Source organism: Frisingicoccus caecimuris (genome assembly GCF_004340975.1).
Taxonomy (GTDB): domain Bacteria; phylum Bacillota; class Clostridia; order Lachnospirales; family Lachnospiraceae; genus Frisingicoccus; species Frisingicoccus caecimuris.
The window spans coordinates 114,176-140,798 of sequence record NZ_SLXA01000005.1 but is presented as its reverse complement, the minus strand read 5'-3'; the positions used below and the strand labels follow the sequence as shown (position 1 = coordinate 140,798).

General features: G+C 44.2%; 19 protein-coding genes. 2 read left to right on the top strand and 17 right to left on the bottom strand.

What is annotated here, in order from left to right; all coding sequences use genetic code 11:
- Positions 1-94: 94 nt before the first annotated feature.
- A complete protein-coding gene (locus tag EV212_RS07180; protein WP_132090999.1) occupies positions 95-1,678 on the bottom strand; it encodes a hypothetical protein in 1,584 nt (527 codons plus the stop codon).
- Positions 1,662-2,384 (bottom strand): ABC transporter ATP-binding protein, encoded by a 723-nt coding sequence (locus EV212_RS07175; protein ID WP_132090996.1) that lies wholly within the window; start codon positions 2,382-2,384, stop codon positions 1,662-1,664. The genes EV212_RS07180 and EV212_RS07175 overlap by 17 nt, the downstream gene beginning before the upstream one ends.
- Positions 2,385-2,542: 158 nt before the next feature.
- On the opposite strand from EV212_RS07175, the gene EV212_RS07170 reads away from it, so the two are divergent.
- Positions 2,543-2,917 carry a BlaI/MecI/CopY family transcriptional regulator gene (locus tag EV212_RS07170; RefSeq protein WP_132090993.1) on the top strand — a complete coding sequence of 125 codons (375 nt, stop codon included), beginning with the start codon at positions 2,543-2,545 and terminating at the stop codon, positions 2,915-2,917.
- Positions 2,918-2,931: 14 nt separating this feature from the next.
- Positions 2,932-4,815 (top strand): BlaR1 family beta-lactam sensor/signal transducer, encoded by a 1,884-nt coding sequence (locus EV212_RS07165; RefSeq protein ID WP_132090990.1) that lies wholly within the window; start codon positions 2,932-2,934, stop codon positions 4,813-4,815.
- A 5-nt stretch (positions 4,816-4,820) separates the two neighbouring features.
- Here the strand turns inward: EV212_RS07165 and EV212_RS07160 are convergent, their stop codons facing one another.
- The 15 genes from EV212_RS07160 to EV212_RS07090 all read right to left on the bottom strand — a co-directional run bounded on the left by EV212_RS07160 (position 4,821) and on the right by EV212_RS07090 (position 26,531).
- On the bottom strand, positions 4,821-7,769 hold the full coding sequence (locus EV212_RS07160) for a DUF6070 family protein (RefSeq protein ID WP_132090987.1): 2,949 nt from the start codon (positions 7,767-7,769) through the stop codon (positions 4,821-4,823).
- A 171-nt stretch (positions 7,770-7,940) separates the two neighbouring features.
- The gene (locus EV212_RS07155) at positions 7,941-8,525 is read right to left on the bottom strand and encodes a cytidylate kinase-like family protein (protein WP_132090984.1); all 585 of its coding nucleotides are present in this window, start codon (positions 8,523-8,525) and stop codon (positions 7,941-7,943) included.
- 20 nt (positions 8,526-8,545) lie between these two features.
- Positions 8,546-9,286 (bottom strand): amino acid ABC transporter ATP-binding protein, encoded by a 741-nt coding sequence (locus EV212_RS07150; RefSeq protein ID WP_279221986.1) that lies wholly within the window; start codon positions 9,284-9,286, stop codon positions 8,546-8,548.
- A complete protein-coding gene (locus EV212_RS07145) occupies positions 9,267-9,944 on the bottom strand; it encodes an amino acid ABC transporter permease (protein WP_132090981.1) in 678 nt (225 codons plus the stop codon). Before EV212_RS07145 ends, EV212_RS07150 begins: the two co-directional genes overlap by 20 nt.
- Before the next feature lie 124 nt (positions 9,945-10,068).
- Complete coding sequence (locus EV212_RS07140; RefSeq protein WP_132090978.1) at positions 10,069-10,899, bottom strand: transporter substrate-binding domain-containing protein; 831 nt, start codon at positions 10,897-10,899, stop codon at positions 10,069-10,071.
- A 150-nt stretch (positions 10,900-11,049) separates the two neighbouring features.
- A complete protein-coding gene (locus EV212_RS07135) occupies positions 11,050-11,751 on the bottom strand; it encodes a response regulator (protein ID WP_132090975.1) in 702 nt (233 codons plus the stop codon).
- Positions 11,744-14,416 carry a DUF4118 domain-containing protein gene (locus tag EV212_RS07130; protein ID WP_132091098.1) on the bottom strand — a complete coding sequence of 891 codons (2,673 nt, stop codon included), beginning with the start codon at positions 14,414-14,416 and terminating at the stop codon, positions 11,744-11,746. Before EV212_RS07130 ends, EV212_RS07135 begins: the two co-directional genes overlap by 8 nt.
- 246 nt (positions 14,417-14,662) lie before the next feature.
- On the bottom strand, positions 14,663-15,310 hold the full coding sequence (locus tag EV212_RS07125) for a potassium channel family protein (protein ID WP_132090972.1): 648 nt from the start codon (positions 15,308-15,310) through the stop codon (positions 14,663-14,665).
- Between the two features lie 16 nt (positions 15,311-15,326).
- Complete coding sequence (locus EV212_RS07120; RefSeq protein WP_132090969.1) at positions 15,327-16,664, bottom strand: TrkH family potassium uptake protein; 1,338 nt, start codon at positions 16,662-16,664, stop codon at positions 15,327-15,329.
- 221 nt (positions 16,665-16,885) lie between these two features.
- Entirely contained in the window at positions 16,886-19,510 is a 2,625-nt protein-coding gene (gene ppdK, locus EV212_RS07115) for a pyruvate, phosphate dikinase (RefSeq protein ID WP_132090966.1), read from the bottom strand.
- 101 nt (positions 19,511-19,611) lie between these two features.
- Positions 19,612-21,000 carry a glycine--tRNA ligase gene (locus EV212_RS07110; RefSeq protein WP_132090963.1) on the bottom strand — a complete coding sequence of 463 codons (1,389 nt, stop codon included), beginning with the start codon at positions 20,998-21,000 and terminating at the stop codon, positions 19,612-19,614.
- A 104-nt stretch (positions 21,001-21,104) separates the two neighbouring features.
- On the bottom strand, positions 21,105-21,863 hold the full coding sequence (recO, locus tag EV212_RS07105) for a DNA repair protein RecO (protein ID WP_243115498.1): 759 nt from the start codon (positions 21,861-21,863) through the stop codon (positions 21,105-21,107).
- A gap of 8 nt (positions 21,864-21,871) precedes the next feature.
- Positions 21,872-22,780, bottom strand: coding sequence for a GTPase Era (era, locus tag EV212_RS07100; RefSeq protein WP_132090960.1), 909 nt, complete (start codon positions 22,778-22,780; stop codon positions 21,872-21,874).
- 17 nt (positions 22,781-22,797) lie between these two features.
- Positions 22,798-25,770: an insulinase family protein gene (locus tag EV212_RS07095; RefSeq protein WP_132090957.1), complete on the bottom strand. Its 2,973-nt coding sequence runs from the start codon at positions 25,768-25,770 to the stop codon at positions 22,798-22,800.
- Positions 25,771-25,829: 59 nt separating this feature from the next.
- Entirely contained in the window at positions 25,830-26,531 is a 702-nt protein-coding gene (locus EV212_RS07090; RefSeq protein ID WP_243115497.1) for a peptidoglycan recognition protein family protein, read from the bottom strand.
- Between the last annotated feature and the right edge of the window lie 92 nt (positions 26,532-26,623).

Genomic DNA, 26,623 nt, shown 5'->3' with positions numbered 1-26,623 from the left:
TCAAGATATATCCGCATTATTTTACATATTCATTCCGGTTAAATACACATTTTTTTCCAACTTCAATCCTTTGTTTGTCTCCTGCATCCTTCTGCTAAAAATCCAGTTTCCGCCGCTGAATATTCACATATAAAACGGCGGTCAGGATCGCAAGAATAACCATAACCGACAAAAAAACAATCATCGCCGGAAGCTCTGGAAAAACGAGCAAAACTCCTGTTGGAATCAACCAGACGGCAAAAGCCACAAACAAAACAATAAAAGCGGCACCGCTCTGTTTAACGACCTGAACCTCGCTGTCCCATTTGAGCAATGGCAGCGCCATATTCACTCTCAATCCGGCTATCACAGAAAATACCATATAAAAAGCCGGTACAAGAAGAATAAAAATAAGTTCCTCCGGCCCCGATCTAAGGGCTGTGACGCTCAAAATGACGGACGCAACATAAAATGGCGCCGCCAGAGACAGATTGGCAAGTATTTTTCCATCGTACACCTCCTTCGCATGCAGCGGCAGAGACTGTAATCTCCAGAATTTTTTTCCTTCCATAGAGATACTGCAGGCCGTCGTCGGCATCATCGCCATCATAAATCCAAGAAGCAAAGGCCACAACCGGTACACCATTCCCGGAATTCCCACCATGGCCTCCACCTTATCCGGCCCCCAAAAAAGCAGGGCGGCCGATGCGATGACTGCTAAAATATAACCGATCAACGTATTGCTGACATAGGTACTTGAAGCAAAATACCGCCGCAGTTCCCTTTGCCATAAAGCTTTGATTCTGGACTGCTGATGCTGGGCTCCCATCTTATAATCATTTTTAGCAGAAGTTGCACTCAACAAGCTGCATATGGTGACAAAATATTTCTGTAAAATTCCTACAATGCACAGAAACAGAACCAGCATACCCGCACATAAACCCATAATCCACAGGAATCGGCCTTCCACGACAGCCCTCCCAAAAACCCAGGCCGGAGGATAGACTTTACGCAGCGCTTGTGAAACCAGCACCGCCATCCCTTTTACCATGGACATATCCATATTCCCCACCTTATTGGAAAATATTATGCTGACGGCCACGATGACGGTCGAAAATACCAGAGTCAGCAAAGCAATTCCAACGCTCTTATGTTTCATTCGGGAACCGATCGCCCGGATGACCGCGCCTATGAGAAGGGCTATGCACAAGGGCAGCATAGGCAGGAACAGGGTTCCGATCATTCCGTAAATATAAAATGAAATCGCGGGATGAAGTTTGATACCATAGATGATAAATCCCGGAATCATCACCAACAGGCTGAACATGAGGTTCGTCGCATACATGACCGTAAATCGGCTGACAACAATCGCCGCCGTGGATACGGGCCAGGAAGCCTGGAGTTCGAAACTCCTCAATGAAAAGACCAGGTCTCCCGCTTTAAAAAATGAAAAAAACAGGATGACCATACTGGCCGCCGTATAAAAATACATCGGAAGTACGTCTGCCAGCCCCATGCTGATATAGGCAAGAGATAATAAGATCATATAAAATATAAACAGCAGCCCAATGAGAATCCAGACAACACTCAATAAAGCAAACCTCTGTTTTTTTCCTGAATCTCTTGTGTGACGCACCTCATTTATCCCAAATAGATTGTACAGCCCCATACGCGTCAATAATTTAATCTGTTGAAACATCACTGACCACCTCCATGAATACAGATTCCAGAGACTCTCCCTTTGTCAGTTCATCAATATGTCCGCTGACGATCAATTGTCCCTTTTTAATGATCGCTACCTTATTGCAAAGCTTCTCCGCCACATCCAGTACATGGGTCGAAAAGAAAATTGCCGCTCCTGCATCGCACATCTGATGCATTTTATTTTTCAGCATCAGCGTCGCCTTCGGATCCAATCCCACAAAAGGTTCGTCGAGTATCAACAATTTTGGCCGATGAATCAGGGCCCCTATGATCACAAGCTTCTGCTTCATTCCATGAGAATAGGAAGAAATCAAATCTCCCAGGGCTTCTGTTATTTCAAAGTCCTCTGCTTCCTTACGAATCCGCTCTTCCCGTTCTGCGGCGGATAATCCAAAAATATCTGCCATAAAATTCAGGTATTGAATTCCGGTCAGATATTCATAGACATCCGGGTTATCCGGAATATAAGCCATCATTGATTTACAGCGAATCGGATCCTCTTTAATCGATATACCATCAATCAAAATATCTCCCGCATCAAATTCCTGAATACCGACGACACACTTGATTGTTGTCGTCTTACCGGCGCCATTGTGACCAATAAATCCGTAAATATCTCCCGACTGAACATCCAGGCTCAGATTGGACACTGCAATTTTTCCTCCATGATAGGTTTTTGTTAAATCTTTTATTTCCAGCATTCTTTTTACCTCCCTGCAATATGTGATATAAAAAACATATACCTTCCACTCTGTGGAATGTCAACCCTCATATCGGATATTGAACATAGGATTGACAATCAAAAGTCTGAAAGAGTATACTATATTATACTACATATGTAAGATTTGGAGGAAATAAAATGAATTGCCTGCCACAGATATCCGAAGCAGAATATGAAGTAATGAAAGTGGTCTGGAAAGAATCGCCTGTAAATACCAATGTTGTGACGGAAATATTAACTAAAACAACCAACTGGAGTCCGAAAACCATTCAGACACTGTTAAAACGACTGGTCAATAAAGGCGCTCTGACCTATGAAAAACAAGGCCGGGTCTTTGTCTACATGCCGCTGATTCAAGAGTCGGCCTATGTCCGCCAGAAAAGCCGCTCTTTTCTGAAACGTTATTTTGACGGCGACATGTCCCGCATGCTCTCCGCCTGTCTCGATGAAGAGACTTTGACAAAAAACGAAATCGATACACTAAGGGAAATTCTGGCAAAACACGAAAAATAGTAAGGAGGCTTATCATGACATCTTTTGGCCTGCATTTTATCCTGTGTAACCTTTTTATCGCATTCAGCATTCTGGCTGTGATCGCCATAAAACACTTGTTTAAAAACCATTTGTCGGCCCAGGCTGTTTATCGGCTCTGGTCTGTTCTTTTTTTGCTCATGGCGCTGCCCTTTGTCCCGGTGAAACTGCCCAAAACGCTCACCACTGCATCTGCCAGCCAGGGCAGATACATTTTTCCGGAAACTCCGGTTCAAACATCCGGAGCCCTGCAGACGATCATGGGCACTTCCCGGGACTGGATGAATGATTTTACTGTTTCTGTAAATAAAAAAACACCCACATTTTTTGGAATGTTCTGTCTGGTCATATGGATGACCGGTATTATTTTTATGCTGAGCATCCAGCTCAGAGCCCACCGAAAACTGTTCCTCATGAAACAGTCAGCCGTCACCGTACACCATCCTGCACTTTGCCGGCTCTTTGAACAATGCTGCACCGAACTGGGAATAAAAAAGATGCCTTCTCTTTACAGTACACTACTTTTAAAATCACCGGTAATGACCGGCATCCTCTGCCCGGCCATCTATCTTCCGTCTCATCTGATCGATGATATGGCGGACACTTCCCAGGACCTGTACCAGTCCCTGCGCCATATGCTTCTGCATGAACTGGTTCATTATAAACAAAGAGATGCACTGACCAACGCCCTGATAAATTTCTTCCACCTGCTCTACTGGCCAAATCCTCTGGTATGGTTTGCCATGGACGAGATACGGAATGATCGGGAAATTGCCTGTGATACATCGGTTCTTAACAGGCTCGGTGAAGAAAATGTTCTGGCTTACGGAAACACTTTGATTCATCTGGCTGAAAGAATGTCTCCGGATATATTTTCATCGGTCTCCGGTATCAGCGGCAATATGCGTCAGCTGACCCGGCGTATCCGTCGCATTGCCGCCTACAAAAAACCGACAAGGGCTGACGGAATAAAAAGCACCTGTATTGGGCTGAGCATTGCCGCCCTGCTTCTCTCACTGTCCCCTGTATTGGCGACTTACGCTCTTTATCCTGCCTTTTCAGCCTCCGGAAAAATCGAAGATGAAAGCTCCCTGGAGAATACAGATAAAGCATCCATTTTTGATGAAAACTCTAAAATTTCTGAAATAGATCTGTCCGCCTGTTTTGGAGATACAGAAGGAAGTTTCGTACTCTATGATTTGTCCCGGAACACCTGGCAAATCTATAATAAGGAAAAAGCTCTCGTCCGGGTATCCCCTGACTCGACCTATAAAATCTACGCAGCGCTCTTTGCTCTGGATGCCGGCTTCATCACGCCGGAAAATTCTGAGATGACATGGGACGGTGAGATTCGGGCATTTGATGCCTGGAACCAGGATCAGGATTTACATTCTGCTATGAAAAATTCTGTCAACTGGTATTTCCAGACATTGGAAGAAGGCATGGGAAAGGCCAGAACCGGGCAATACCTCGATAACATTGGCTATGGAAACCGAGATTTAAGCGGCGGTTTTCCATCCTGTTGGCTTGAATCCTCTTTGAAGATATCCCCGGCAGAACAGGTTTATTTATTAAAAGAAATTTTTGCCGATTTGACATCCCAGGATTCATCCGCCGGACAGATGTTTTCCACTTCCCATATCGCTACCGTAAAAGATGCCCTTTATCTATACAACACTCCTGGCGGCGCCCTCTACGGCAAGACTGGTACCGGAAATGTAAACGACCACAACATCCGCGGATGGTTTATTGGTTTCACAGAAAGCAACGGACAGATGTACTTCTTTGCCACTCACATAGAAGATTTGGACAATGCCTCTGGCAGCCGGGCCGCTGAAATTACCCAGGTCATTTTATCTGACCTGGGCATTATCCATTAATTTATTCATTGACTGACACGATACCGGTAAAGGGGAATCCGGCTTGCCCCTTCATTTAGAATATGATTTCCCAAATACCGGATCGTACCTTCTTCCGGAAAATCCACCGTCAATTCATGACTCAAGATTCGGTCAGTACCCTTTCTTTTACATACGGCATCCACTGTCACCGTCCACGTCCCATCCCCATTTTCATACATATCCACAACTTCCGGGATGGAAGTCCAAAAAGCGTCCGCTGAGTAATTGCCACATCCCAGATTGGCACATCCATAGCTATTTGCCGCTTCATTGTAAGCCGCATATTCTCTAAGACTTTCCCGCGTTATCGGAAGATATTTCAGCATCCGTTCCTCGAACTCTTCTGCCGGAATTCCCTTCGGAAAATCATCGCTTTCAAAAACTTCACCGCAGGAAAGCATATAGAAAGCTTCGTAAAGTCCGTTAAAATCCAGTTTTTCCATATGTTGGCTGTCCCATTCAATGCTGAACATATTATTTCGCTGATACCCGACGGGGACAAGCCACTCTTCGGTAAAATTTCTGTAATCCTCCCGCATCGGGCGCACCCGCATCATCACCTGATCCTGAATGACTTCCGATACTTCCGGCGGTTCGGGCACATCCAGAGTATAGCTAAACCATCCTTTCTCCGTATAAGACCAATTTTCTATCTGATATTCGTAATTTCCCATACTTATCGGTCCCTGTGTATCCCAGGTGACAACATCAAGGTCTACCCGCATATTTTGTCCATCAAAATGAAACCGATATTTGCCGTAGCCGCCGTCAGCATGGATTTCATAAACCTCCGCTTCACATGCCTCTCCTGCCTCTGCTTTTTCAAGAAAAGCTTCCATTCTCTCATAATTTGCCATTCCGTCATAATCACTGACTCCAAGTAGGATATTTCCTTCATCCGCCAATACTTCCCTGTCTGTTCCTGTTTTTTCGACTTTATTCGATAAATATCTGCAACTTCCATCGTCAAATGGCTCCACCAGAATTTCGTTTTTATAGGCACAGTCCGTATTATAATCGGGCCACACTGCCTCTACGAAAAGTGTCAGCGTACCGTCGCCGTTCTCCCGGTAATCCACCACCTCACCAAAAGGTGCAAACTGCTTAGCACATGCGCGCTGCAATGGATAGCTTTCACTTTCCTCCTCATAATGACAGTTGTTTCGAAGCTGTTCCACAGTTACCGGAAAGGCTTCCGTCATCACCGATTCAAAAACTTCTGCCGGAATCCTCCCATTTTCTAACTCGGGAATTCCTCCTGTCTTTATTCGGTAAATATCCAAAAAAAGAGACGTATTTACATATGCAGCAACTCGCTCCTGATCCCAGTTATTCAAAAGGAGTTCATAATCCACATAACTTAAACCAGATATGTATTTTTCTGTCAATTCCCGGCATTTCTGCGGCAACGGTTTCAATCGGAAATATTCCCTCAGACTTCCGTGCATGACTGTAAATTCATTCGTATAGATAAAATAACCTTTTTTCGTCAGATTTAAATCTACAATATTGCCATCGCCTGTCTGATAGACTTCCGCTGTCCCTTTCCGGTTCCAGTGAATCCCCACAAAGCAGGTTTGAAGCCGTCCTTCCCTGTAAGTAAATGTGATCGCACCAAATATTCCATTGTTATAGGCCCGGTACAGAGTCACCTGCCCGTCTCTTCCCTCTTTATAGGCATCATAAAACTTAACTGCGTCTTCGTACCTGTCTGCATTCATTTCATCGACCTTACTGCAGATATCTTTGTCAGCGGCGGCCAGAGCCAAGGCCTCCTCTCTCAGCCTGTTTCGCTCTTCTTCTGTCAATATACTGATGGCTGTCCGCTCCGTATACCAGTTTGGTTCTACAGCATTTTCCAGAGGAATCCCCCTATTGGACACATACTGGAAACTTCCGTCTTCCATAGGCCGAATCATGACCTGATGAGAAAAAGCACGATCCATCATCTTTGCCGGCCAGATTGCATCCACTGTCAACGTAAATGTGCCGTCGCCATTCTGAATACAGTCCACCACCTCAGGATAGGGGATATCCGTAATACGTGCCGCGTCATGCATCCCCCTCGGCCGATATTGGTATACCTGCCCCTCTTTCTGATAGACCGTACGCTTTCGGAGTGTATCTGCATCCATATTGAAATATTTTAAAAACAATCCTTCGAACTCATCTCCCGGGATTTCATAGCGGTCATCTTTCACATTGACACCATAAGGAGAATCACAGTCATAATTCATACGATACAGTGGTTCAAACAAATCATAAAAGTTCAGCGTATTAAAATCCATCTCGTCCCAGTCGCAGATGAACATATTATTGAGATAGTAATTCACCGGTATGATATATTCCCGGCAGGCTTCCCGGCACTGAGCATCTAACGGCTTTACACGGATACCCGTATACCCCATGGTTTTTTCATATCCTGCCGGTAAAGAACGTTCAAAAAACAAATATCCTTTATCCGTATATAGCCAGGACACCGCCGAAAATTCCTCTTTAAATCCGGCTTCCGGCTGATTTTCATTCCAGTTGACGACACATTTGGTAACTTTCACATCGTCACCATCGCAGGAAAATTCATAACAACTAAAGCTGGCTGTGGACATGACCACAATCAACCGCATTTCCCCTGGCTGCCCATCACTGACCTTCTGGCAAAATGCTTCCACCGGTTCCGGGTGGGTCATATTAAACTGATTTTTCTCATCCACAGCGCTGTAACCCTCGCTGCCAAGACGTTCCAGAATTGCTTCCATGGTTTCCGGATCTGTCAACTTTCCCGAATCTGAGGCCGATGCATAAATATCCTGAATACATTTGCCTGTTTCCTGACCGACTTCCAATATATCTTTTTTATCTTCCCGGACTTTTTCTGTGCATCCTGTCACACTGAACATAAGTATGAGAATGACCAGGATCAATCTTTTTTTCATGGTATATGACCTCCTTTTATCTTACAAGTGTAGGATTTATATTTTATAATATTACACTTGTAGGATAAATAAGTCAACACCCTATTTTGCTCTCCCTCTCTGAAAAAATTTAACGGTGAAATCATATGTATGACACTGACTCCACCGTTCTATCTTTTTTATTCTATAAATTTATTTCTCTGCCAGTTGGCAAATGATATCTACACAGGTATCGACGCCCAATGTGGATGAACTCAAACAGAGATCATAATAATCAGCTACACCAAACTCCGTGTTTGTGTAATAAGAGCAATACTTTCTTCGGGTCTTATCCACGGCCCGCATACGTTCAATAATCTTTGATTCTGACGAATCCGGCATTTTTTCCTTGAGATGCATGATTCGGAAATAAGGTTCCGCATGGACAAAGACATGGAGCGCATTATCAAACTCTCTCAAGATGGAATTGGCATTTCTTCCGACAATGACACAATTACCTTTTTCGCCAATGCTCCGAATCACCTTTTTCTGAGCCGCAAACAGCTTTTCATTTAAAGGTTTATTATAAAAGTCAAATAAGCTCTGGGCGAAACCGAAATTGGCCGGCACTTTCTCATCCCACCTCTGCAGACTGTCCATATCCACGTTCGAATATTTGGCAGCCTGTAAAATAATTTCTTTATTGTAAAACTCATAACCCAATCTCTCTGCGATTTTAAGGCCGATCGTCCCGCCATAAGCGCCAAACTCACGGCTGATCGTAATAATTTTCCTCATAAGGACCTTCTCCTTCCGGTTTATAAAACTTTATTCAGGAAATCAATGGTTCTTGCTTCCTTTGGATTCTTGAGAACTTCTTCCGGTGTTCCCTGCTCCACAATATAACCGCCATCCATAAAAACAATTCGATTTGCGACCTCTCTGGCAAATCCGATCTCATGAGTAACCACGACCATGGTCATGCCGCCCCTGGCCAATTCTTTCATGACCTCCAGAACTTCGCCGACCATCTCCGGGTCCAGAGCGGATGTCGGTTCATCAAAGAGCATAATATCCGGATTCATCGCCAAAGCTCTGGCAATGGCCACACGCTGTTTCTGACCGCCGGAAAGCTGCGGCGGATAAGCATCCGCTTTCGCTTCCATACCAACACGGGTAAGAAGCTGCATACTCTTTTCTCTCGCCTCTTCCTTCGTCATCTTTTTTAATTCCACCGGCGCCAGCATGATATTCTCTATAACCGACATATGAGGAAACAGATTAAAATGCTGGAATACCATTCCGATATTCTCACGGACTTTATTAATATCCACATGTTTATCCGTCACATTAAAACCGTCCACAATGATCGTACCGTCTGTCGCCACCTCAAGCTGATTCAGGCACCGCAGAAAGGTGGATTTACCGCTCCCGGAAGGCCCGAGAAGAACAACAACCTCGCCTTCCTCAATATCCATACTTATATCTTTTAAAACTTCTAACTTACCGAAGCTTTTTTTCAGATTCGCCACATGAACTTTAATATTCTTCTGTTCCACGTTTTATCCTCCTTTCCATATACTTGGCTAACTTACTGAGCAATGTAATAACAACCAGGTAGAAAAGGGCAATGACCGCCCACGTCTGTATGAGAGCCATTGTATTGCTGGCCACCGTCTTACCTGTGTTCGTAAGTTCAGGAAATCCAATCGCAGAAAGAATGGATGTATCTTTCAGTGTGATGATAAACTGATTAATAATAGAAGGAATCATCGTGCGAATCGCCTGAGGAAGAACAACGCGACGCATACTCGTCCCATAAGGAAGTCCAAGACTCCGGGCAGCCTCCATCTGACCTTTATCCACACTTTCAATACCGGCACGGATAATCTCCGCCATATAAGCGCCACAGTTCATCGCCAGTGCAGCAACACCGGCCTGCAGAGCTGTCAATCTGAAATCTGTAAATCCCAGAGATTTCACTCCCTGAGGTATGCCAAAATAGATAAAATATGCCAATACGATCAACGGCACGCCGCGCACCGCATCCACATAAATCGTGCCTATCAAATTAAATACCCGATTCTTGCCAACATTCATCAATGCAAAAATCAGACCGATGACCAGGGCAAAAACCAACGCCAGCAATGTCAGCAGCATCGTATTGCCGAGAGACTTCAACAACATGTTGAAATAAGTATTAAGTATCGCGCCCATTCACACTTCTCCTTCTGTATATATTTATTGAATACTAATAATTCTATCACATGGATAATAAAAAAACAAGAATGCCGGAAATTCTTTCAGAATCCCCGGCATTCCCCTTTAAAATATCCAATTATTATTCACCTAAATATTTTGCGATAATTTCATCGTATGTACCGTTTGCTTTAATGTTTGCAAGACCGGCATTGAACATATCCAGTAATTCCTGATCATTTTCATCCATAATAGCAAAACCATACGGCGCGCCTTCGCTCTCCATGCCTTCCGGAATCTTAAGCGCAAGTCCGCCTTCTTTAATATTGGAAGCCATAATTGGTGTATCCTCAACACATGCCGCACTGTTTCCGAGAATAACATCCTGATACATGGATGGTGAATCTTCAAATACAGTTACTGTAAAGCCATATTCATCTTTCAGGCTGTTCGCAAAATCCGCACCTGCTGTACCCTGTTTTACAGCAACATTCTTGCCGCTCAGATCTTCATAGCTTGCAATGTCACTGTCTGCTGCAACAGTAAAAGTCTGTGTTGCATTATAGTAGCCTTCGGAGAAAATCCATCCGGAATCAATACGTTCCTGTTTGATCGTTGCACCGGCAATGATGGCATCTGCCTGTCCGGCCTGTACAGCCATAGCAGCCGCATCAAAACCAAGACTCTGTAACTCGTACTTGAATCCCTGATCTTCTGCGATCGCTGCAAGAATGTCCACGTCAATACCTACAAAGTTACCGCTTTCATCGGTATACTCAAAAGGTTTAAAAACCGTATCTGTTGCGATGATCCACTCTTTATCGCTGCCTGCTGCTGCTTTGCTTTCACCGGTTTCCGCTGTTGTTTCAGCAGTCGTTTCAGCAGCCTTTGTTTCTTCTTTCTTGGAACCGCATCCAACAAGGGCACCAACGACCATAGCGGAACATAATAATAATGCTAATGGTTTTTTCATTTTATAATTCCTCCTCAAAATGATTTAAAAGCGGAACACAAGGCACACCAAACGTATCTTTTGACGCCATCGTCTTCCGCTGATTTCACTTTATTATTATAGTAAACTGAAACTCTGTTGTCAAGGAATATTACGTACAACTATTCTCACTTATTCCACTTTCATCATTCGATACCCAACGCCGATATGTGTCTGGATATACTGGGGCGAATCACTGTCCGGTTCCAGCTTCTTTCGGAGTGTCGCCATAAAAACACGCAGGGACGCAACATCATTATCCCAACTCCGCCCCCAGATATTCTGTGTGATAAAGGTATGGGTGAGTACTTTTCCGACATTCTTTGAGAGCAGACACAACAGTTTATATTCAATCGGTGTCAGATGCATTTCCTGCTCATCCAGATAGGCGCATCCACCCGCATAATCCACCCGCAGTTTTCCATTGACGAATACGGAGCTGGCCGTCAGCATTTCTGCTGTCATGATTGAAAGTCGGCGTTGTGTCACTCGCAGTCTTGCCAGTAGTTCCTCCACAGAAAAGGGTTTGGTCAAATAATCATCTGCTCCCGCATCCAGCGCCTCAATCTTGTCATTATCCTCACTTCTGGCGCTGATAACAATGATCGGAAGATTTGACCAGGTACGGATATTTTGGATTACCTGTACGCCATCCATATCCGGCAATCCCAAATCAAGTAATACAATATCCGGGTTATGCGAAGAAGCTTCCAAAACTGCAGTTTCTCCATTGGCTGCAATTAAATATCGATAGTCATTTGTTTTTAATGTTGTTGTGATCAGGTTACGTACCGGAGGATCGTCTTCCACGACCAAAATCAAAGGTTTATTCATTCAGTTCAACCTCCCCTGCTGGCAATGTAAATGTAAAAATAGCACCTTTTGGCTGGTTATCCGATATGGAAATCGTACCACCGTGGGCAGTAACGATGGATTTGCACAAAGAAAGTCCCAGGCCAAGACTTCTGCGGCTGTCTGCAATTTTATTTGTTCCGCTGTAAAACATGTCGAAAATCCGAGACTTCTGATCATCAGGAATTCCAGGGCCGTCATCGGAAACAGATACAACAATCCACTGATCTTTTTTGTCTGTACAAATTTCTATGGTTGATCCGGCCGGTGTGTATTTAATGGCATTATCCACCAGATTAATAATCACCTGAACGACCAGTTTCGCATCAATATGGGCCAAAAGAAAATCCTGTGAGAAAGAGGTGCGAATGATATGTTCTTTACTCTTGCGGTTAATGTGCCGCAGAGCTTCTGTGATCACCTCATCCATCAGTTCCACAGATTTTGTCAGATTGACCCGGCCGCCTTCAATTCTGGTAACGGCCAACAGATTTTCCACCAGATTGATCAGCCACATGGAATCGTCATAAATATCTGTAAACGTCTGTACTCTGATAGCATCATCCATTTTCTCATAGTTCGTCAATAAGTTGCTGGCACTCCCGGAAATAGATGTCAGCGGCGTACGCAGATCATGAGAAATTGCCCGAAGCAGATTCGCCCGGAGCTGTTCATTTTCAGCCATTATGGCCGCCTCTTCTTTTTCTTTGGCATTTTTTACATTTTCCAGAGCGAGAGCGCATTCGCCAAGAATTGACAAAAGAACACTATTTTCGAAAGAATCCAGGGGTACTTCATCCATAGCAATGCCCACCACGCCATATACCTGTTGGTTGACCCGGACAGCCAGATACCGGCATCTGGCATTGGATAAAGTGTCCGTTGTGGCCCCCGCATGTTTGTTATTTCGAAAAACCCATGCCGCCACCGCCTTTTCATTTTCAGAAGTCAAATCATACGTATCGCCGTGTCCCACCCGATATATGACCGGGTCAGCCAGATTCTTTCCCTCAGAAGGATAGATCACCAAATCCCGTTTCAGCAATTTTATAAGCTGTTCTGCTGTTGCGTTTAAGATGGATTGTTCATCCGTTTCTTTTTGAAAAAGCTGATTTGTTTCAAACAAAATCTTCGTTCGAAATGCCGCGCGGGCAGATTGCTTTGCATTGTCCTTTAACTTGGTAGCCAGCGAGCCTGTCAAAATTGCTACCATGAACATAATGGTAAATGTCACCAGATAATCCGGATCATAAAAATGAAATGTAAAGCGCGGGATGGTAAAAAAGAAATTAAATACCAGCACGCTGACAAACGAAGTCACAAGACTGCACAGACGATTTGTCGTAATGATCGAAGTGATCAGAACACCGAAAATATAGACAGCAATAATATTTGCTTCCGTAAATCCGAGAGAATAAAAAATATAACCAATCAATGTAGCGATCAACAGCACAAGTAGGCTGTTCCCTATATCGCGCACCGGCATAGCACCGGACATTTTTATTTTTAAATCCGAATATTTGTTTTCAGCATTGGCATCCGGAATCACATGAATATCCAGATTGGGAGCAGCATCAATCAGACGTTCCGTTAGAGTCGGCTTGCCAAATACACTTTTTCGGGTTGCTGTGCTGCGTCCGATCACAATTTTGGAAACACCGGATAGTCTCGCAAACTCGGCAATCTGATAGGGGACATCCTCTCCATAGCTGGTCTCAATAGCTGCGCCAAGCTGTTCCGCCAGACGCATATTTTCCCGCAGTCTTTTTTTATCGCTTTCATTCATGAACTTCCCACCCGGCGTCTCCACAAAAAGAGCTGTAAAGGTTCCTCGAAAGGCCCTTGCCATCCTTGCGGCTGTGCGAATGATTTTTGCATTAGAGGGCGATGAAGAAAGACATACCAGAATATGCTCATCGGTATGATATTCACTGCGGCCATGAATCCGGGCACTTTCTGTCAGAAGGTTTACCCGGTCGGCACAACGCCGCAGGGCGACCTCGCGCAAAGCAGTCAGATTTTCCGCAACGCATTCTGCCTGCTCTCTCTGACTGACACTTTCCCTTGCCATTCGTTCCAGCAGCTCTTCCGGCTCTATATCCACCAGTTCCACCTGATTCGCCTGGTCGAAGACGGAATCCGGGATACGTTCTTTTACCATTGTTCCGGTAATGGAAGCAACCATGTCATTCAGACTCTCGATATGCTGGACATTGACCGTTGTATAAACATTAATGCCGGCATTTAATAGTTCTTCCACGTCCTGATACCGTTTGGCGTGGCGGCTGCCTTCGGCATTGGTATGGGCGAACTCATCCACCAATATGATCTGAGGTCTCCGTTTCAGAGCGGCATCAATGTCAAATTCCCGTAAAATAATTCCATCATGCTGGATTTGTTTTGTCGGAATCTGTTCCAAACCGCAAAGCAAGGCCATCGTCTGCGGACGTCCATGCGGTTCTATATATCCCGCCACCACATCCATTCCGCGTTCTTTTGCCTGATGAGCCGCCTGCAGCATCGCATAGGTCTTTCCGCTCCCGGCCGCATAACCAAAAAATATTTTCAGCTTCCCCCGGCTTTCAGTGGGCGTATCCTTACGAATCGGACGTAATAATGAATCTGGATCTTGTCCTGACATTTTCATTTGTTTTTCTCCTTTTCTGACAGCAATCCCCTGAACTTTGTTCCACATATTTCCTCTTATTATAGCATGAGATGCCGATAAAAAGCCATATCGTAACTGAGGATTCAGTGTCTGACAGTGATTTTCCAGAAAAAAATCCAGTTTTTTCATTAATATCCAGCCAAGACCAAATGTTGCTGCTGCCGCTGCCAACAATAACATATCCTGCATATTTTCACCTTCTGTTTTCCTGATCTGCTCCCCGCCTTATATGCGGAAGCATTTTTGCAGATTCTTATTTCTTCCAAGCACCAGCATGGTATCTTCGGCTTCCAGTACCGTGTCGGGAGAAATTGACAATACCAGTTTTCCGCTTTTTTTAATACCCATAATATTGATATTAAATTTTTTTCGAATGTCAATTTGTCCGATCGTTCGACCGGCCCAATCTTCCGGAACTGAAACTTCAAACATTGCATGGTCTTCATCCAGCTCTATATAGTCCAGAATATGATCGGCACTATAACGTATTGCTGTCCATTTGGCAAGCTGTTTTTCAGGATAGACCACCTCATCCGCCCCATTGCGCAGGAGAAACTTGGCCTGCACATCTCTGGCTGCTCTGGCCACGACCATTTTGCCCCCAAGTTCTTTAAGCAGAGAGGTCGTCTCCAGAGAACTCTGAAAATCATTTCCAATGGCCACTATGCAGACATCATAATTGCTTATGCCCAGGGATTCAAGAAAATACGCATTTGTGCTGTCACCAATTTGGGCATTGGTCACAAACGGCAGTACCGCTTCTATGCGCTCCTCTTCATGATCGACTGCCATGACCTGATGTCCCAACTGATTCAGATGCATGGCAATATGTTTTCCAAATCGTCCCAATCCGATTAAAAGTATTGATTTCATATAACTGTTTCCTCCTTTATCCAACGGTTATTTTTTCCTTCGGAAGTTTTGCAACCCTCTTTTTCGTACTGGACAGGGCAGCAAATATCAACGTCAGCCCGCCGACTCTGCCAAAAAACATGAGCAGAATCAGAATTATCCTGGATAATATACCAAGACTCGGTGTAACCCCCATGGAAAGTCCTACTGTACCCACTGCTGAAGCAGTCTCAAACAGACAAGTGAGCATAGGAAGCCCTTCAACCATACTGATGACCAGCCCGCCAAAAAAGAATAATATAAGATACATAAGCAGAATGGTTGCCGCATTTTTGACCACATCATCACCGATTCGTCGGCCAAAAAAGTGTGTATGTTCTTTTTTGCAAAATGTAGCGATTGACGCGGCAAACAACACTGCAATCGTCGTCGTCTTCATTCCTCCTGCGGTAGAACCCGGACTTCCTCCGATCAACATCAACATGATGATTATATACTGCCCTGCTTCGTGCATAGCGGTCAGATCCACCGTATTAAATCCGGCTGTTCTTGGTGTCACTGACTGAAAAAATGAAGCTAATATTCTTTCTGACAACCCTAGATCGGCAAATTCACAAAAGAAAAAATAAATGGCTGGAACAACCAGCAAAATCACTGTTGTGCAAAGAATGACTTTGCTCTGCATCCTGTACTTATGTAAGTGAAGCCTGTTTGTCCGGATATCGTCCCACGTCAGAAAACCAATGCCGCCCACAACGATCAATGACATGATCGTCAGATTAATTACCGGATTGGCGGCATAACCGGTCAACGACGAAAATACCGCTTTCGTTCCCATCAGGTCAAATCCCGCATTACAGAATGCGGATACGGAATGAAACAACGCCATCCAAAGTCCTTTGATTCCAAAATCCCGGCAAAACACAGGAGCCATAACAACGGCTCCCGACACTTCGATTAAAAGCGTCATCTTTACAATAAAATTAGTCAGCCGGACAATGCCTCCCACCTTTGGCGCTGAAATAGCCTCCTGCATCGTGCTCCGCTGCATTAAGGAAATCTTTTTTCCTGAGATCATCGCAAAAGAAGCAGCCACTGTAATCACCCCCATGCCTCCGATCTGAATCAAAAGCATGATGACTACTTGTCCGAAGGTGGACCAATAGGTGGCAGTATCATGGAGTACAAGTCCCGTAACACATACGGCGGAAGTCGATGTAAACAATGCATCTAAAAACGATGTTGTCATTCCCGCACGATTCGAGATCGGCAACATCAAAAAAACTGCTCCTAATAGAATCACACCGGAAAATCCAAAAATAATAATCTGAGACGACGTCAATCTTTTCTTTCTTGAACAAATGTACTCATACATATACTACTCCTTTACAACACTTTATCTGCTCTTTATCATACGTCCGCCTGGATTAAGAAGGTAAAAGAATATTTATGTCCGTATTAAGATGGTCTAAAGATGGCTGTTATGCGTAGGATTCAATTTTTGTGGCTGCTTATATAAAAATAAGCGTACCACTATTTCTAATGATACGCTTATCGTATTTAACTGTTAATTACAATTCAAAGGAAAGAGAACTCCTACCTATTTGCGATAGCTGCCTGTGCTGCAGCCAGTCTTGCGATTGGCACCCGGAATGGTGAACAGGATACATAATCCAGCCCAATCTTATGGCAGAATTCTACGGAAGATGGATCTCCGCCGTGCTCACCACAGATACCGATATGGAGATTTGGATTTACCGGCTTACCTAATGTAATAGCCATATCCATCAACTTGCCAACGCCCTTCTGGTCGAGTTTGGCAAATGGATCGCTCTCCAGGATCTTAGCGTCATAGTAAGCGTCGAGGAACTTGCCCGCATCGTCACGGGAGAAACCAAAGCACATCTGTGTCAGGTCGTTTGTACCAAAACAGAAGAAATCGGCTTCTGTAGCAATCTCATCAGCGGTCAGACAAGCTCTTGGAATCTCGATCATCGTACCAACTTCATATTTCAGATCGATACCGGAAGCAGCAATCTCTGCATCGGCTGTCTCAACAACGAATTTCTTAACATATTTTAATTCTTTAATTTCGCCAACCAGCGGAATCATGATCTCAGGCACGATCGTCCAGTCCGGATGCGCTTTCTGAACATTGAGAGCTGCACGGATAACCGCCTTTGTCTGCATTACAGCAATTTCAGGATAGGTTACCGGCAGACGGCATCCACGATGGCCCATCATAGGGTTGAATTCATGAAGGCCCTGAATGATACCTTTGATCGTCTCAACGCTCTTGCTCTGAGCGGCAGCCAGTTTTTCAATATCTTCTTCCTCTGTAGGAACGAATTCATGAAGCGGCGGATCCAGGAAACGAATCGTAACCGGAGTTCCCTCAAGCGCTTCATATAATGCTTCAAAGTCGCCCTGCTGATATGGAAGAATCTTTTCAAGGGCAGCTTCTCTTTCTTCAACGCTCTCGGAACAAATCATTTCACGGAAAGCATCAATTCTGCCTTCACCGAAGAACATATGCTCTGTACGGCAAAGACCGATACCTTCAGCACCAAGTTCACGGGCTTTCTTAGCGTCAGCCGGAGTGTCGGCGTTGGTACGTACTTTAAGAACTCTGTACTTGTCCGCCCAACCCATGATACGGCCAAATTCTCCTGCAATGGTTGCATCTACTGTCGGAATGATACCGCTGTAAATGTTACCGGTCGTACCGTCGATGGAGATTTCATCACCTTCATGGTATTCTTTACCGGCCAGTGTGAATTTCTTATTCTCTTCATCCATAACGATATCGCCACAGCCGGATACACAGCATGTACCCATACCACGGGCAACAACAGCAGCATGGGAAGTCATACCGCCGCGAACTGTCAGGATACCCTGAGCAGCTTTCATACCTTCGATATCTTCCGGAGATGTCTCGAGACGTACAAGAACGACTTTTTCACCTCTGGCTGCCCATTCTTTAGCATCATCTGCAGAGAATACGATCTTACCGCAGGCAGCTCCAGGAGAAGCACCGAGAGCTTTTCCAACAGGAACTGCAGCCTTTAAAGCAGCCTGATCAAACTGTGGATGTAATAATGTATCCAGGTTACGAGGATCAATCATCGCAACAGCTTTTTCTTCCGTGATCATACCTTCATCGACAAGGTCACAGGCAATCTTCAGAGCAGCCTGAGCTGTTCTCTTACCGTTACGTGTCTGTAACATGTACAGATGTCTGTCTTCAATTGTAAACTCCATATCCTGCATATCTCTGTAATGGTTTTCCAGAGTATTGCAGATACCTACAAACTGCTCATAAACTTCAGGCATAACATCTTTTAACTGGTCGATCTTCTGTGGTGTACGAACGCCGGCTACAACATCCTCGCCCTGAGCATTCATAAGAAATTCGCCCATCAGATGTTTTTCACCTGTTGCAGGATCACGTGTAAACGCAACACCTGTACCGGATGTCTCACCCATGTTACCAAAAGCCATCATCTGTACATTAACAGCTGTACCCCAGGAATATGGAATATCATTATCACGACGATATACGTTCGCACGCGGGTTGTCCCATGAACGGAACACGGCTTTGATCGCACCCATCAGCTGTTCCTTTGGATCTGTTGGAAAATCAACACCGATTTTTTCTTTATATTCAGCTTTGAACTGATTTGCAAGTTCATGAAGATCATCAGCCGTCAGCTCAACATCCTGAGTTACGCCTTTTTCAGCCTTCATCTTGTCGATCAGCTCTTCAAAATATTTCTTGCCTACTTCCATAACTACGTCCGAATACATCTGAATGAATCTTCTGTAGCAGTCCCAGGCCCAACGTGGATTACCGGATTTTGCGGATAAAACTTCAACAACTTCTTCGTTCAGACCAAGGTTCAAAATGGTATCCATCATACCTGGCATGGATGCTCTCGCACCGGACCGAACAGATACGAGCAATGGGTTCTCTTTATCGCCAAATTTCTTTCCGGTAATGGCTTCCATCTTGGTGATAGCTTCCATGATCTGTCCCATAATCTCATCGTTGATCGCACGACCGTCCTCGTAGTACTGTGTACACGCTTCTGTTGTAATTGTAAAACCCTGTGGAACCGGCAGTCCTAAATTTGTCATTTCGGCCAGGTTTGCACCTTTGCCGCCAAGGAGTTCGCGCATATTGGCATTACCTTCTGTAAACATATAGACCCATTTGTTCATTGGTCATTCCTCCTAATTCATTATAATATTTTTGTTTTTTGTATTTTATTAAATACAATTTATATGTTAATTTTATAACATAACCCCGTGTTAGTCAAGGATTAGAACTGCATCTTTTCTTCAAAATATGCCGCCAAGTCCTCAATCTTAATGCGTTCCTGAGCCATACTGTCACGTTCACGTACGGTAACACAGCCATCCTCTTCCGATTCAAAGTCATAGGTTACACAATATGGTGTACCTATTTCATCCTGGCGGCGATAACGTTTTCCGATATTGCCTCTGTCATCATACTCACAGTTATATTTTTTACTGAGCATTTCAAATACTTTTTCAGCGCCCTCATTTAATTTCTTGGATAATGGAAGTACGCCGACTTTCACAGGTGCCAGAGCCGGATGGAAACGCAGGACGGTCCGCATATCGCCGCCTTCGAGTTCTTCTTCATCATAAGCCCCGCAAAGGAAAGCCAGAACAACACGATCAGCTCCGAGGGATGGTTCAATAACATATGGAATATATTTTTCTTTTTTCTGATCATCAAAGTATGTCAGATCCACATTAGATACATTCTGATGCTGTGTCAGGTCATAATCGGTTCTGTCGGCAATCCCCCACAGCTCGCCCCATCCAAATGGGAAAAGGAATTCGATATCCGAAGTTGCCTTACTGTAGAAGGATAATTCTTCTTTATCATGATCGCGGACACGCATCTCTTCTTCTTTCATACCGAGAGATTTCAGCCAGTTGATACAGAAATCTTTCCAGTATGCAAACCATTCCAGATCCGTATCCGGTTCACAGAAAAATTCCAGTTCCATCTGCTCAAACTCACGGGTACGGAACGTAAAGTTACCTGGTGTGATTTCATTTCTGAAAGATTTACCAATCTGTCCAATACCGAAAGGAATCTTTTTGCGGGATGTTCTCTGAACATTTTTAAAGTTAACAAAAATACCCTGGGCCGTTTCCGGTCTGAGATATACCGTATTCTTTGCATCTTCTGTAACACCCTGGAAAGTTTTAAACATCAGATTAAACTGACGGATTTCTGTAAAGTTATGAGCGCCGCAGGACGGACATGGAATCTTATGTTCTGCAATAAAGTTCTGCATCTCCTCATTGGACCAGCCATCCACGGAACTTGTCAGTTCAATGCCTTTTTCTGCACTGAAATCCTCAATGATCTTATCGGCACGAAAACGTTCGTGACATTCTTTACAGTCCATCAATGGGTCTGAAAAGCCGCCCAGATGACCGGAAGCCACCCATGTCTGAGGATTCATGAGAATCGCACAGTCCACACCGACATTGTATGGATTTTCCTGAATGAATTTCTGCCACCATGCACGTTTTACATTATTTTTCAGCTCTACGCCGAGATTGCCATAGTCCCATGTATTGGCAAGGCCGCCGTAAATTTCTGAACCTGGATATACAAATCCTCTTGCCTTTGCCAAAGCAACAATTTTTTCCATTGTTTTTTCCATAATGCTTTTACCTCACTCAATTCTTTTCGCTTGTTTTATTGTATCCTTTATCAGGGCTTTTTTCAAGATTTTTTATAGGTACAAACTCTGAAAATCTATTTATTTTAAATTCCACCTGAATTTTCCATAATATTCAGAATTTCCAGAGATTTAAATGTTTTATCGATATGCTCCCTTATGTAATACTCCATCATCTTCTGCAATTGGCGCAGGACTTCGGATGACACATTAAATGTATAAAGTTTTTCAATGGGGGATGTGATAATATACTGGGCTGCATAGAGAGCCGAAGCGTTTAAAGTCAGCACCTGCCCGGCTTGTGGAAGACATTTCTCACAGACAACACCGTTTCGCATCGGGCTGAAATGCCCCAATCCCTTTTCTTCACCGCAGCAGACACAGTGAAAACATTCCGGATACTCGCCATTAACAACAAAAATCCGCAGCTCATAAATGACCCGGATCAAAGCCTTCGGCACTGAATCCCGGCACAGAATCCGAAGTGTCTGATAAAGCAGTTTTAACAACTCTACTTCGTTATTATTCTCCCTGGCATAATATCCGGCCATTTCCAGAAAATAAGATGCATAACAGGCTCTCAGCGGTTCCTTTGGAATGGCTTCAAAATAATTGGTAATCTCCGCTGAAACAAGGGTATAGGCATTTTTGCCTTCGATCACCCGAAAGGTACCAAAAGCAAAAAGCTGAGTTCCGGCCAGCATAGCGCTGTACTGTCGCCTGGCCCCTCTGGCAAAAGCGGTAATCTTACCCCGTTCTTTTGTCAGAAGTACCACGCGCCGGTCATATTCATTTATGGGAGATGTCCCGATCACCATTCCGGTGACCGCCGTCGATTCTATCACACTATCACCTAATAATCATTCTTATCGTATCCAAAATTCTTTATAAGAAAATCACTGTCTCTCCAGTCTTTCTTAACCTTCACCCAAAGTTGGAGATTGACCTTTGTATCCAGCAGATTTTCAATTTCGAACCGGGCATTCTGGCCAATCTGCTGAAGCATCCGCCCCTGCTTGCCGATGATCATTCCCTTATGGGAATCCCTCTCACATACAATCGTTGCATGAATGTCCATTATATGCCCATGACGGCGCATTTTCATGGATTCCACAGAGACAGCGATGCCATGAGGCACCTCCGCATCCATGAGACGCAGGACTTTTTCCCGAATCAGTTCGGCCACGATCTGCCGTTCAGGCTGATCGGTCACCACGTCATCGTCGTAAAACTTCGGCCCCTCCGGCAGATATTTCATAATCGAAGCAATAACGTCTTTACAGTTTTCACCGGTGAATGCGCAGCATGGAATAATCTCCGCAAAATCCATCAATCCGCCGTATACTTTCATCACTTCCAGCAGTTCTTCTTTTTTTACCATATCCATTTTATTGATAATAAGAAGAATCGGCGTCTTTGTTTTTTTAAGCTGTTCAATGATGTGCTGCTCTCCCGCTCCCACAAAGGTGGACGGTTCCACAAGCCATAATACCACATCGACTTCATTGAGCGTCCGTTCCGCCACATTCACCATGTACTCGCCAAGCTTATTTTTCGCTTTATGGATTCCCGGCGTATCCAAAAAAACGATCTGCCCATCATCACTTGTATACACGGTCTGAATCCGGTTTCTTGTCGTCTGGGGTTTATTCGATGTAATCGCTATCTTCTGTCCGATCAACTGATTCATCAGTGTGGATTTGCCCACATTGGGACGCCCGATGAGCGTGACAAAACCCGATTTAAATTGTTTTTTTTCCATATATTGTATTCTCCCTGTCAGGCCCCAGTCAGTGGTTCAACCTTCTGGAACATCTCTTTATTTTCCTGTATTTTTGATGCGCTGCCCACAACACAGCGAATATTCGAATGCACGACTGCATCCACGATACCGGCGAGACTTCTTATCGTTTCCACATCCGCATGCAGAAGTTCTGTCCGATTCTTTTGTAGTTTTTCGTAAGATGTATGAGTCAGCCATGCGCTTAAAGAGCGGGCGCCTTTATCCGAAGCTCCAAGCGGTACATCAATGCCGCTGACAGCGCCGATAATAAACTTACGCATGGTCCGTTCGTCCGCTTCATAATTCTTCACATAATCTACAGCACCCTCATAAACCTCATAAGTTTCTTTCAGATTCGGATCCCGGTAGGAAGTAAAATATCCGGTACCATTTGGCGAAAAGCCGCACATACATCCGTAAGCGCCTCCCTGAACTCTCAGACGTATCCAGAGATAATCATAGTTCATCATCACTTTGAGAACATTTAATGCGCCATGGTAAGCATATCCGGCCCGGGCAAAGTCTCCCGCACAGGCATCGTACTGGACCATTCCCGCCGTTGCATACGCCTCCGTCGTAACGCCCTCCATGGACTGACGCAGCGCGGAGCCCACCTCCGGCAAAATTCCCTCCTCAAGCCCGGACGGCATTTTATCGGATTCAGCTAAAACCGGTCCAAGAACAGAAACCATCTCACCAACAACGGAATTTAAAGATATTTCTGAACCGGTAATATCCAAAAGAACATTTCCTTTAGAAAAAATGAGTTCTGCCGTCTCTTTAAGCTCCTTAACGATGTGTTCCTTCTGCGTATCAAAATCTTTATTTAATCTCTCGATAAACCGGTAATAAGCCAATCCTTCTTCATATTCCCTATACATACCGGCAAGGGAAATAAAACTGGTGGCCCGGTTTACAGCTACGGTGTGACCGTTGCCATTCATCATCATTTCAATACGGGATTTTAACTGACCGATGATTTCTTTCAGTCGTTTCGTATCGGAAAGTCTGCTCTCCGACATGACCTCTGCCATCAGCCGTATCCCATCGGAAAGCTTAGGGACAAGTACTTTCATCACCACTTCCAGTTTCGGATAAAAGATATTGGCACTGCCCTGCTCCGTATAAATATTGGTGTTCAACCGGATACCGCCGGTATGAATATTGATTTCATCGGCCAATTCGGTATAACTATGACGTTCCGTATCGATGTTTCCAAGCACAGAGGACAACAGACCGATATAAGGTATTTTTTCAAAGGGCACCCGACCCGTATCGAATACCCATTTCACATAGGCGATGCCCCGGCTCTCCACATCATGATAAAGCACCGGATATCCATGAATTTCTTCATACTTATTATAGAACGGCTGAGGTTTCGGCTCAATATCTTCAATTTCTAGAATCGGAATTTTCTCTAAATCCTCCGGTGCCGAAGGTTCCTCCTGATACTGTTTCAAAGCCTTTGTCTGACGCACCATAGCTTCCAGAGTTTCTTCGGACAATCCATCTTTATATTCAGCCAGTTTCTTTTCTGTCTCCGCCTCCGTCTTTTCCGTCAACCCCTTCTCCGGTGCGAGGATGAGCAGAGAACTATGGTTATTATCCAGAAGCCATGTACGAATCAGCTGTTCAAAATAACCTTTATCCACATTTTCTTTCAACATTTGAAAGGTATCGCTGGCCTGGATATGAATAAATGGCTTCGTCTCATCATAGAGCCAGCTGTCCATCATCTGAAGTCCGTACATAAGTCCGGCCGGATAACGACCGAAATCGCCTTCACGATATTTAAATTCATAATAATTAATTGCAGCCATCAATGACTTCCGGTTAATTCCTTCATCGGCAAGTCGGGTAAGCGTTTCCCGAATGATTTTCAGGAAGTCATCCTTCTGACCGGCCTCTGCATTTTTTACAATGATGCTCATATATGGCTGTAAAACACCATTGTCCAGTTCTCCAAAAACATCTTTGCCAATACCGCTCTCCAAAAGTGCTTTTTTAAGTACGGCTCCGGGAGAAGACATGAGCACATACTCAAGTATCTGCATCGCCAGATAAAGTTCCCTGTCGAGACTTGTACCAATGACCACGTTATAACTCAGGTAGGTATTTTCTTTCAATTCATTATCATCCGTAACGGCAAAAGACGAACATACTTCCTGCATTTTTTCAAAAGGTGGCTGCTTCTGAATGGAAGAATCTACGGTCATACTATCGTAATGACTCAAATAGTGTTCATCTATAAATTGGAGTTTTTCTTCCACATCCATATTTCCGTAAAGATATAGCCAGGCATTGGATGGATGATAATATCGTTTGTGAAAATCAAGAAATTCTTCATAACTTAAATCCGGAATATTCGCCGGATCGCCGCCGGATTCCACACCATAAGTTGTATCCGGGTAGAGGGTCTGACTGATTTTGCGATAGAGTACCTGTTCCGGCGATGAGAAAGCGCCCTTCATCTCATTGTAAACCACACCATTATATTTTAAAGGTGCATCCTTACTTTCCAGCTCGTAATGCCAGCCTTCCTGTAAGAAGATTTCTTTACTCTTGTAAATATTCGGACGGAATACGGCGTCCAGATAGACGTGCATTAAATTCTGAAAATCCGCGTCGTTGCAGCTGGCCACCGGATAGACGGTTTTATCCGAATAGGTCATGGCATTTAAAAAGGTATTTAATGAGCCTTTGACCAGCTCTACAAAGGGATCCTTGACCGGAAATTCATCAGAACCGCAGAGAACCGAATGCTCCAGAATGTGAGCCACTCCGGTACTGTCCTTCGGCGGTGTCCGAAACGCCACGTGAAATACTTTATTTATATCCTCATTTGATAAAACAGCAATACGTGCTCCGCTTTTTTTATGTTTTAAAAGCAGGGCCTCTGACTTTAATTCTTCTATATATGTGCTTTTCAAAATACTGTAAGTTTCCGGTATTTTTATTGTCTGATTCATACATCAACCTCCATTTATTATATAAACTGTACCATATTCCCACGATTTATACAACCGGATTACTGACGGCTTTTCTCAGTCCGAATCCACACCTTCACATCATCAATAAAGGTATCCCAGGCATCCTCATGTTCTACATAATATTTCGGACAGATTTTCCCAGTCACATCGTAATGGCGAATCACAGACTTCGGCGAAACATCCAAATACATACAAAGCCATCCTGTCAGATTCACCAGAGAACTATATGTAGAAGCGTTAAATTTACCGTCTGCGGTCTCATGACAGACTTCGATTGAAACCGTGTCAGAATTCCGTTCATTTGAACAGTAGGCAATTTCGTTCGTCGGTATACACTGAATGATCTCACCTTCCAGGCCAACAACAAAATTACTGCTGGCATAGGCCTCTCCGCTATCCTTTAATCCTTCAAAATAATCTCTGTTCGATTGAGCGCTGCTGCCCGGATTTCCCACATAGTGGATCACAATTCCTCGAACACCATCAGATGGTATGCATGGCCTTGAATATTCATTCGGTGTTAAAAGCTGGACATCTATGTACGGCCGTCCATCATCATACGCCGGGTCCGGCTGACAGTATGGACTGATTCTGTCATCTCGGGTACAGGCTCTGAAAATCAACCCGCACAGGGTAATGACAAAGATAAGCAAACAACCAAATATCGCAAAGAAACGTATTTTTTCTTCATTTATATACTTAACTTTTCTTATTTTCTTCTTTTTCTTAATAACTGCCACCCTCCCTCTTTCGACAAAAACATCTTACCATAAAAAGAAGGTGTTGCCAATTGACAACACCCAAAACAAATTTCTTTAATTTATTTTATGCA

Excerpts from the sequence above, each read along its gene's own strand:
- EV212_RS07170 (WP_132090993.1), top strand. The coding sequence starts at position 2,543 with ATGAATTGCCTGCCACAGATATCCGAAGCAGAATATGAAGTAATGAAA.
- EV212_RS07130 (WP_132091098.1), bottom strand. The coding sequence starts at position 14,416 with ATGAAAATGTCAGGACAAGATCCAGATTCATTATTACGTCCGATTCGT.
- ppdK (WP_132090966.1), bottom strand. The coding sequence starts at position 19,510 with ATGAACAAATGGGTCTATATGTTTACAGAAGGTAATGCCAATATGCGC.
- era (WP_132090960.1), bottom strand. The coding sequence starts at position 22,780 with ATGGAAAAAAAACAATTTAAATCGGGTTTTGTCACGCTCATCGGGCGT.
- EV212_RS07110 (WP_132090963.1), bottom strand. The coding sequence starts at position 21,000 with ATGGAAAAAACAATGGAAAAAATTGTTGCTTTGGCAAAGGCAAGAGGA.
- EV212_RS07175 (WP_132090996.1), bottom strand. The coding sequence starts at position 2,384 with ATGCTGGAAATAAAAGATTTAACAAAAACCTATCATGGAGGAAAAATT.
- EV212_RS07145 (WP_132090981.1), bottom strand. The coding sequence starts at position 9,944 with ATGGGCGCGATACTTAATACTTATTTCAACATGTTGTTGAAGTCTCTC.
- EV212_RS07180 (WP_132090999.1), bottom strand. The coding sequence starts at position 1,678 with ATGTTTCAACAGATTAAATTATTGACGCGTATGGGGCTGTACAATCTA.
- EV212_RS07125 (WP_132090972.1), bottom strand. The coding sequence starts at position 15,310 with ATGAAATCAATACTTTTAATCGGATTGGGACGATTTGGAAAACATATT.
- EV212_RS07165 (WP_132090990.1), top strand. The coding sequence starts at position 2,932 with ATGACATCTTTTGGCCTGCATTTTATCCTGTGTAACCTTTTTATCGCA.
- EV212_RS07160 (WP_132090987.1), bottom strand. The coding sequence starts at position 7,769 with ATGAAAAAAAGATTGATCCTGGTCATTCTCATACTTATGTTCAGTGTG.
- EV212_RS07095 (WP_132090957.1), bottom strand. The coding sequence starts at position 25,770 with ATGAATCAGACAATAAAAATACCGGAAACTTACAGTATTTTGAAAAGC.
- EV212_RS07135 (WP_132090975.1), bottom strand. The coding sequence starts at position 11,751 with ATGAATAAACCTTTGATTTTGGTCGTGGAAGACGATCCTCCGGTACGT.
- EV212_RS07140 (WP_132090978.1), bottom strand. The coding sequence starts at position 10,899 with ATGAAAAAACCATTAGCATTATTATTATGTTCCGCTATGGTCGTTGGT.
- EV212_RS07155 (WP_132090984.1), bottom strand. The coding sequence starts at position 8,525 with ATGAGGAAAATTATTACGATCAGCCGTGAGTTTGGCGCTTATGGCGGG.
- EV212_RS07120 (WP_132090969.1), bottom strand. The coding sequence starts at position 16,664 with ATGTATGAGTACATTTGTTCAAGAAAGAAAAGATTGACGTCGTCTCAG.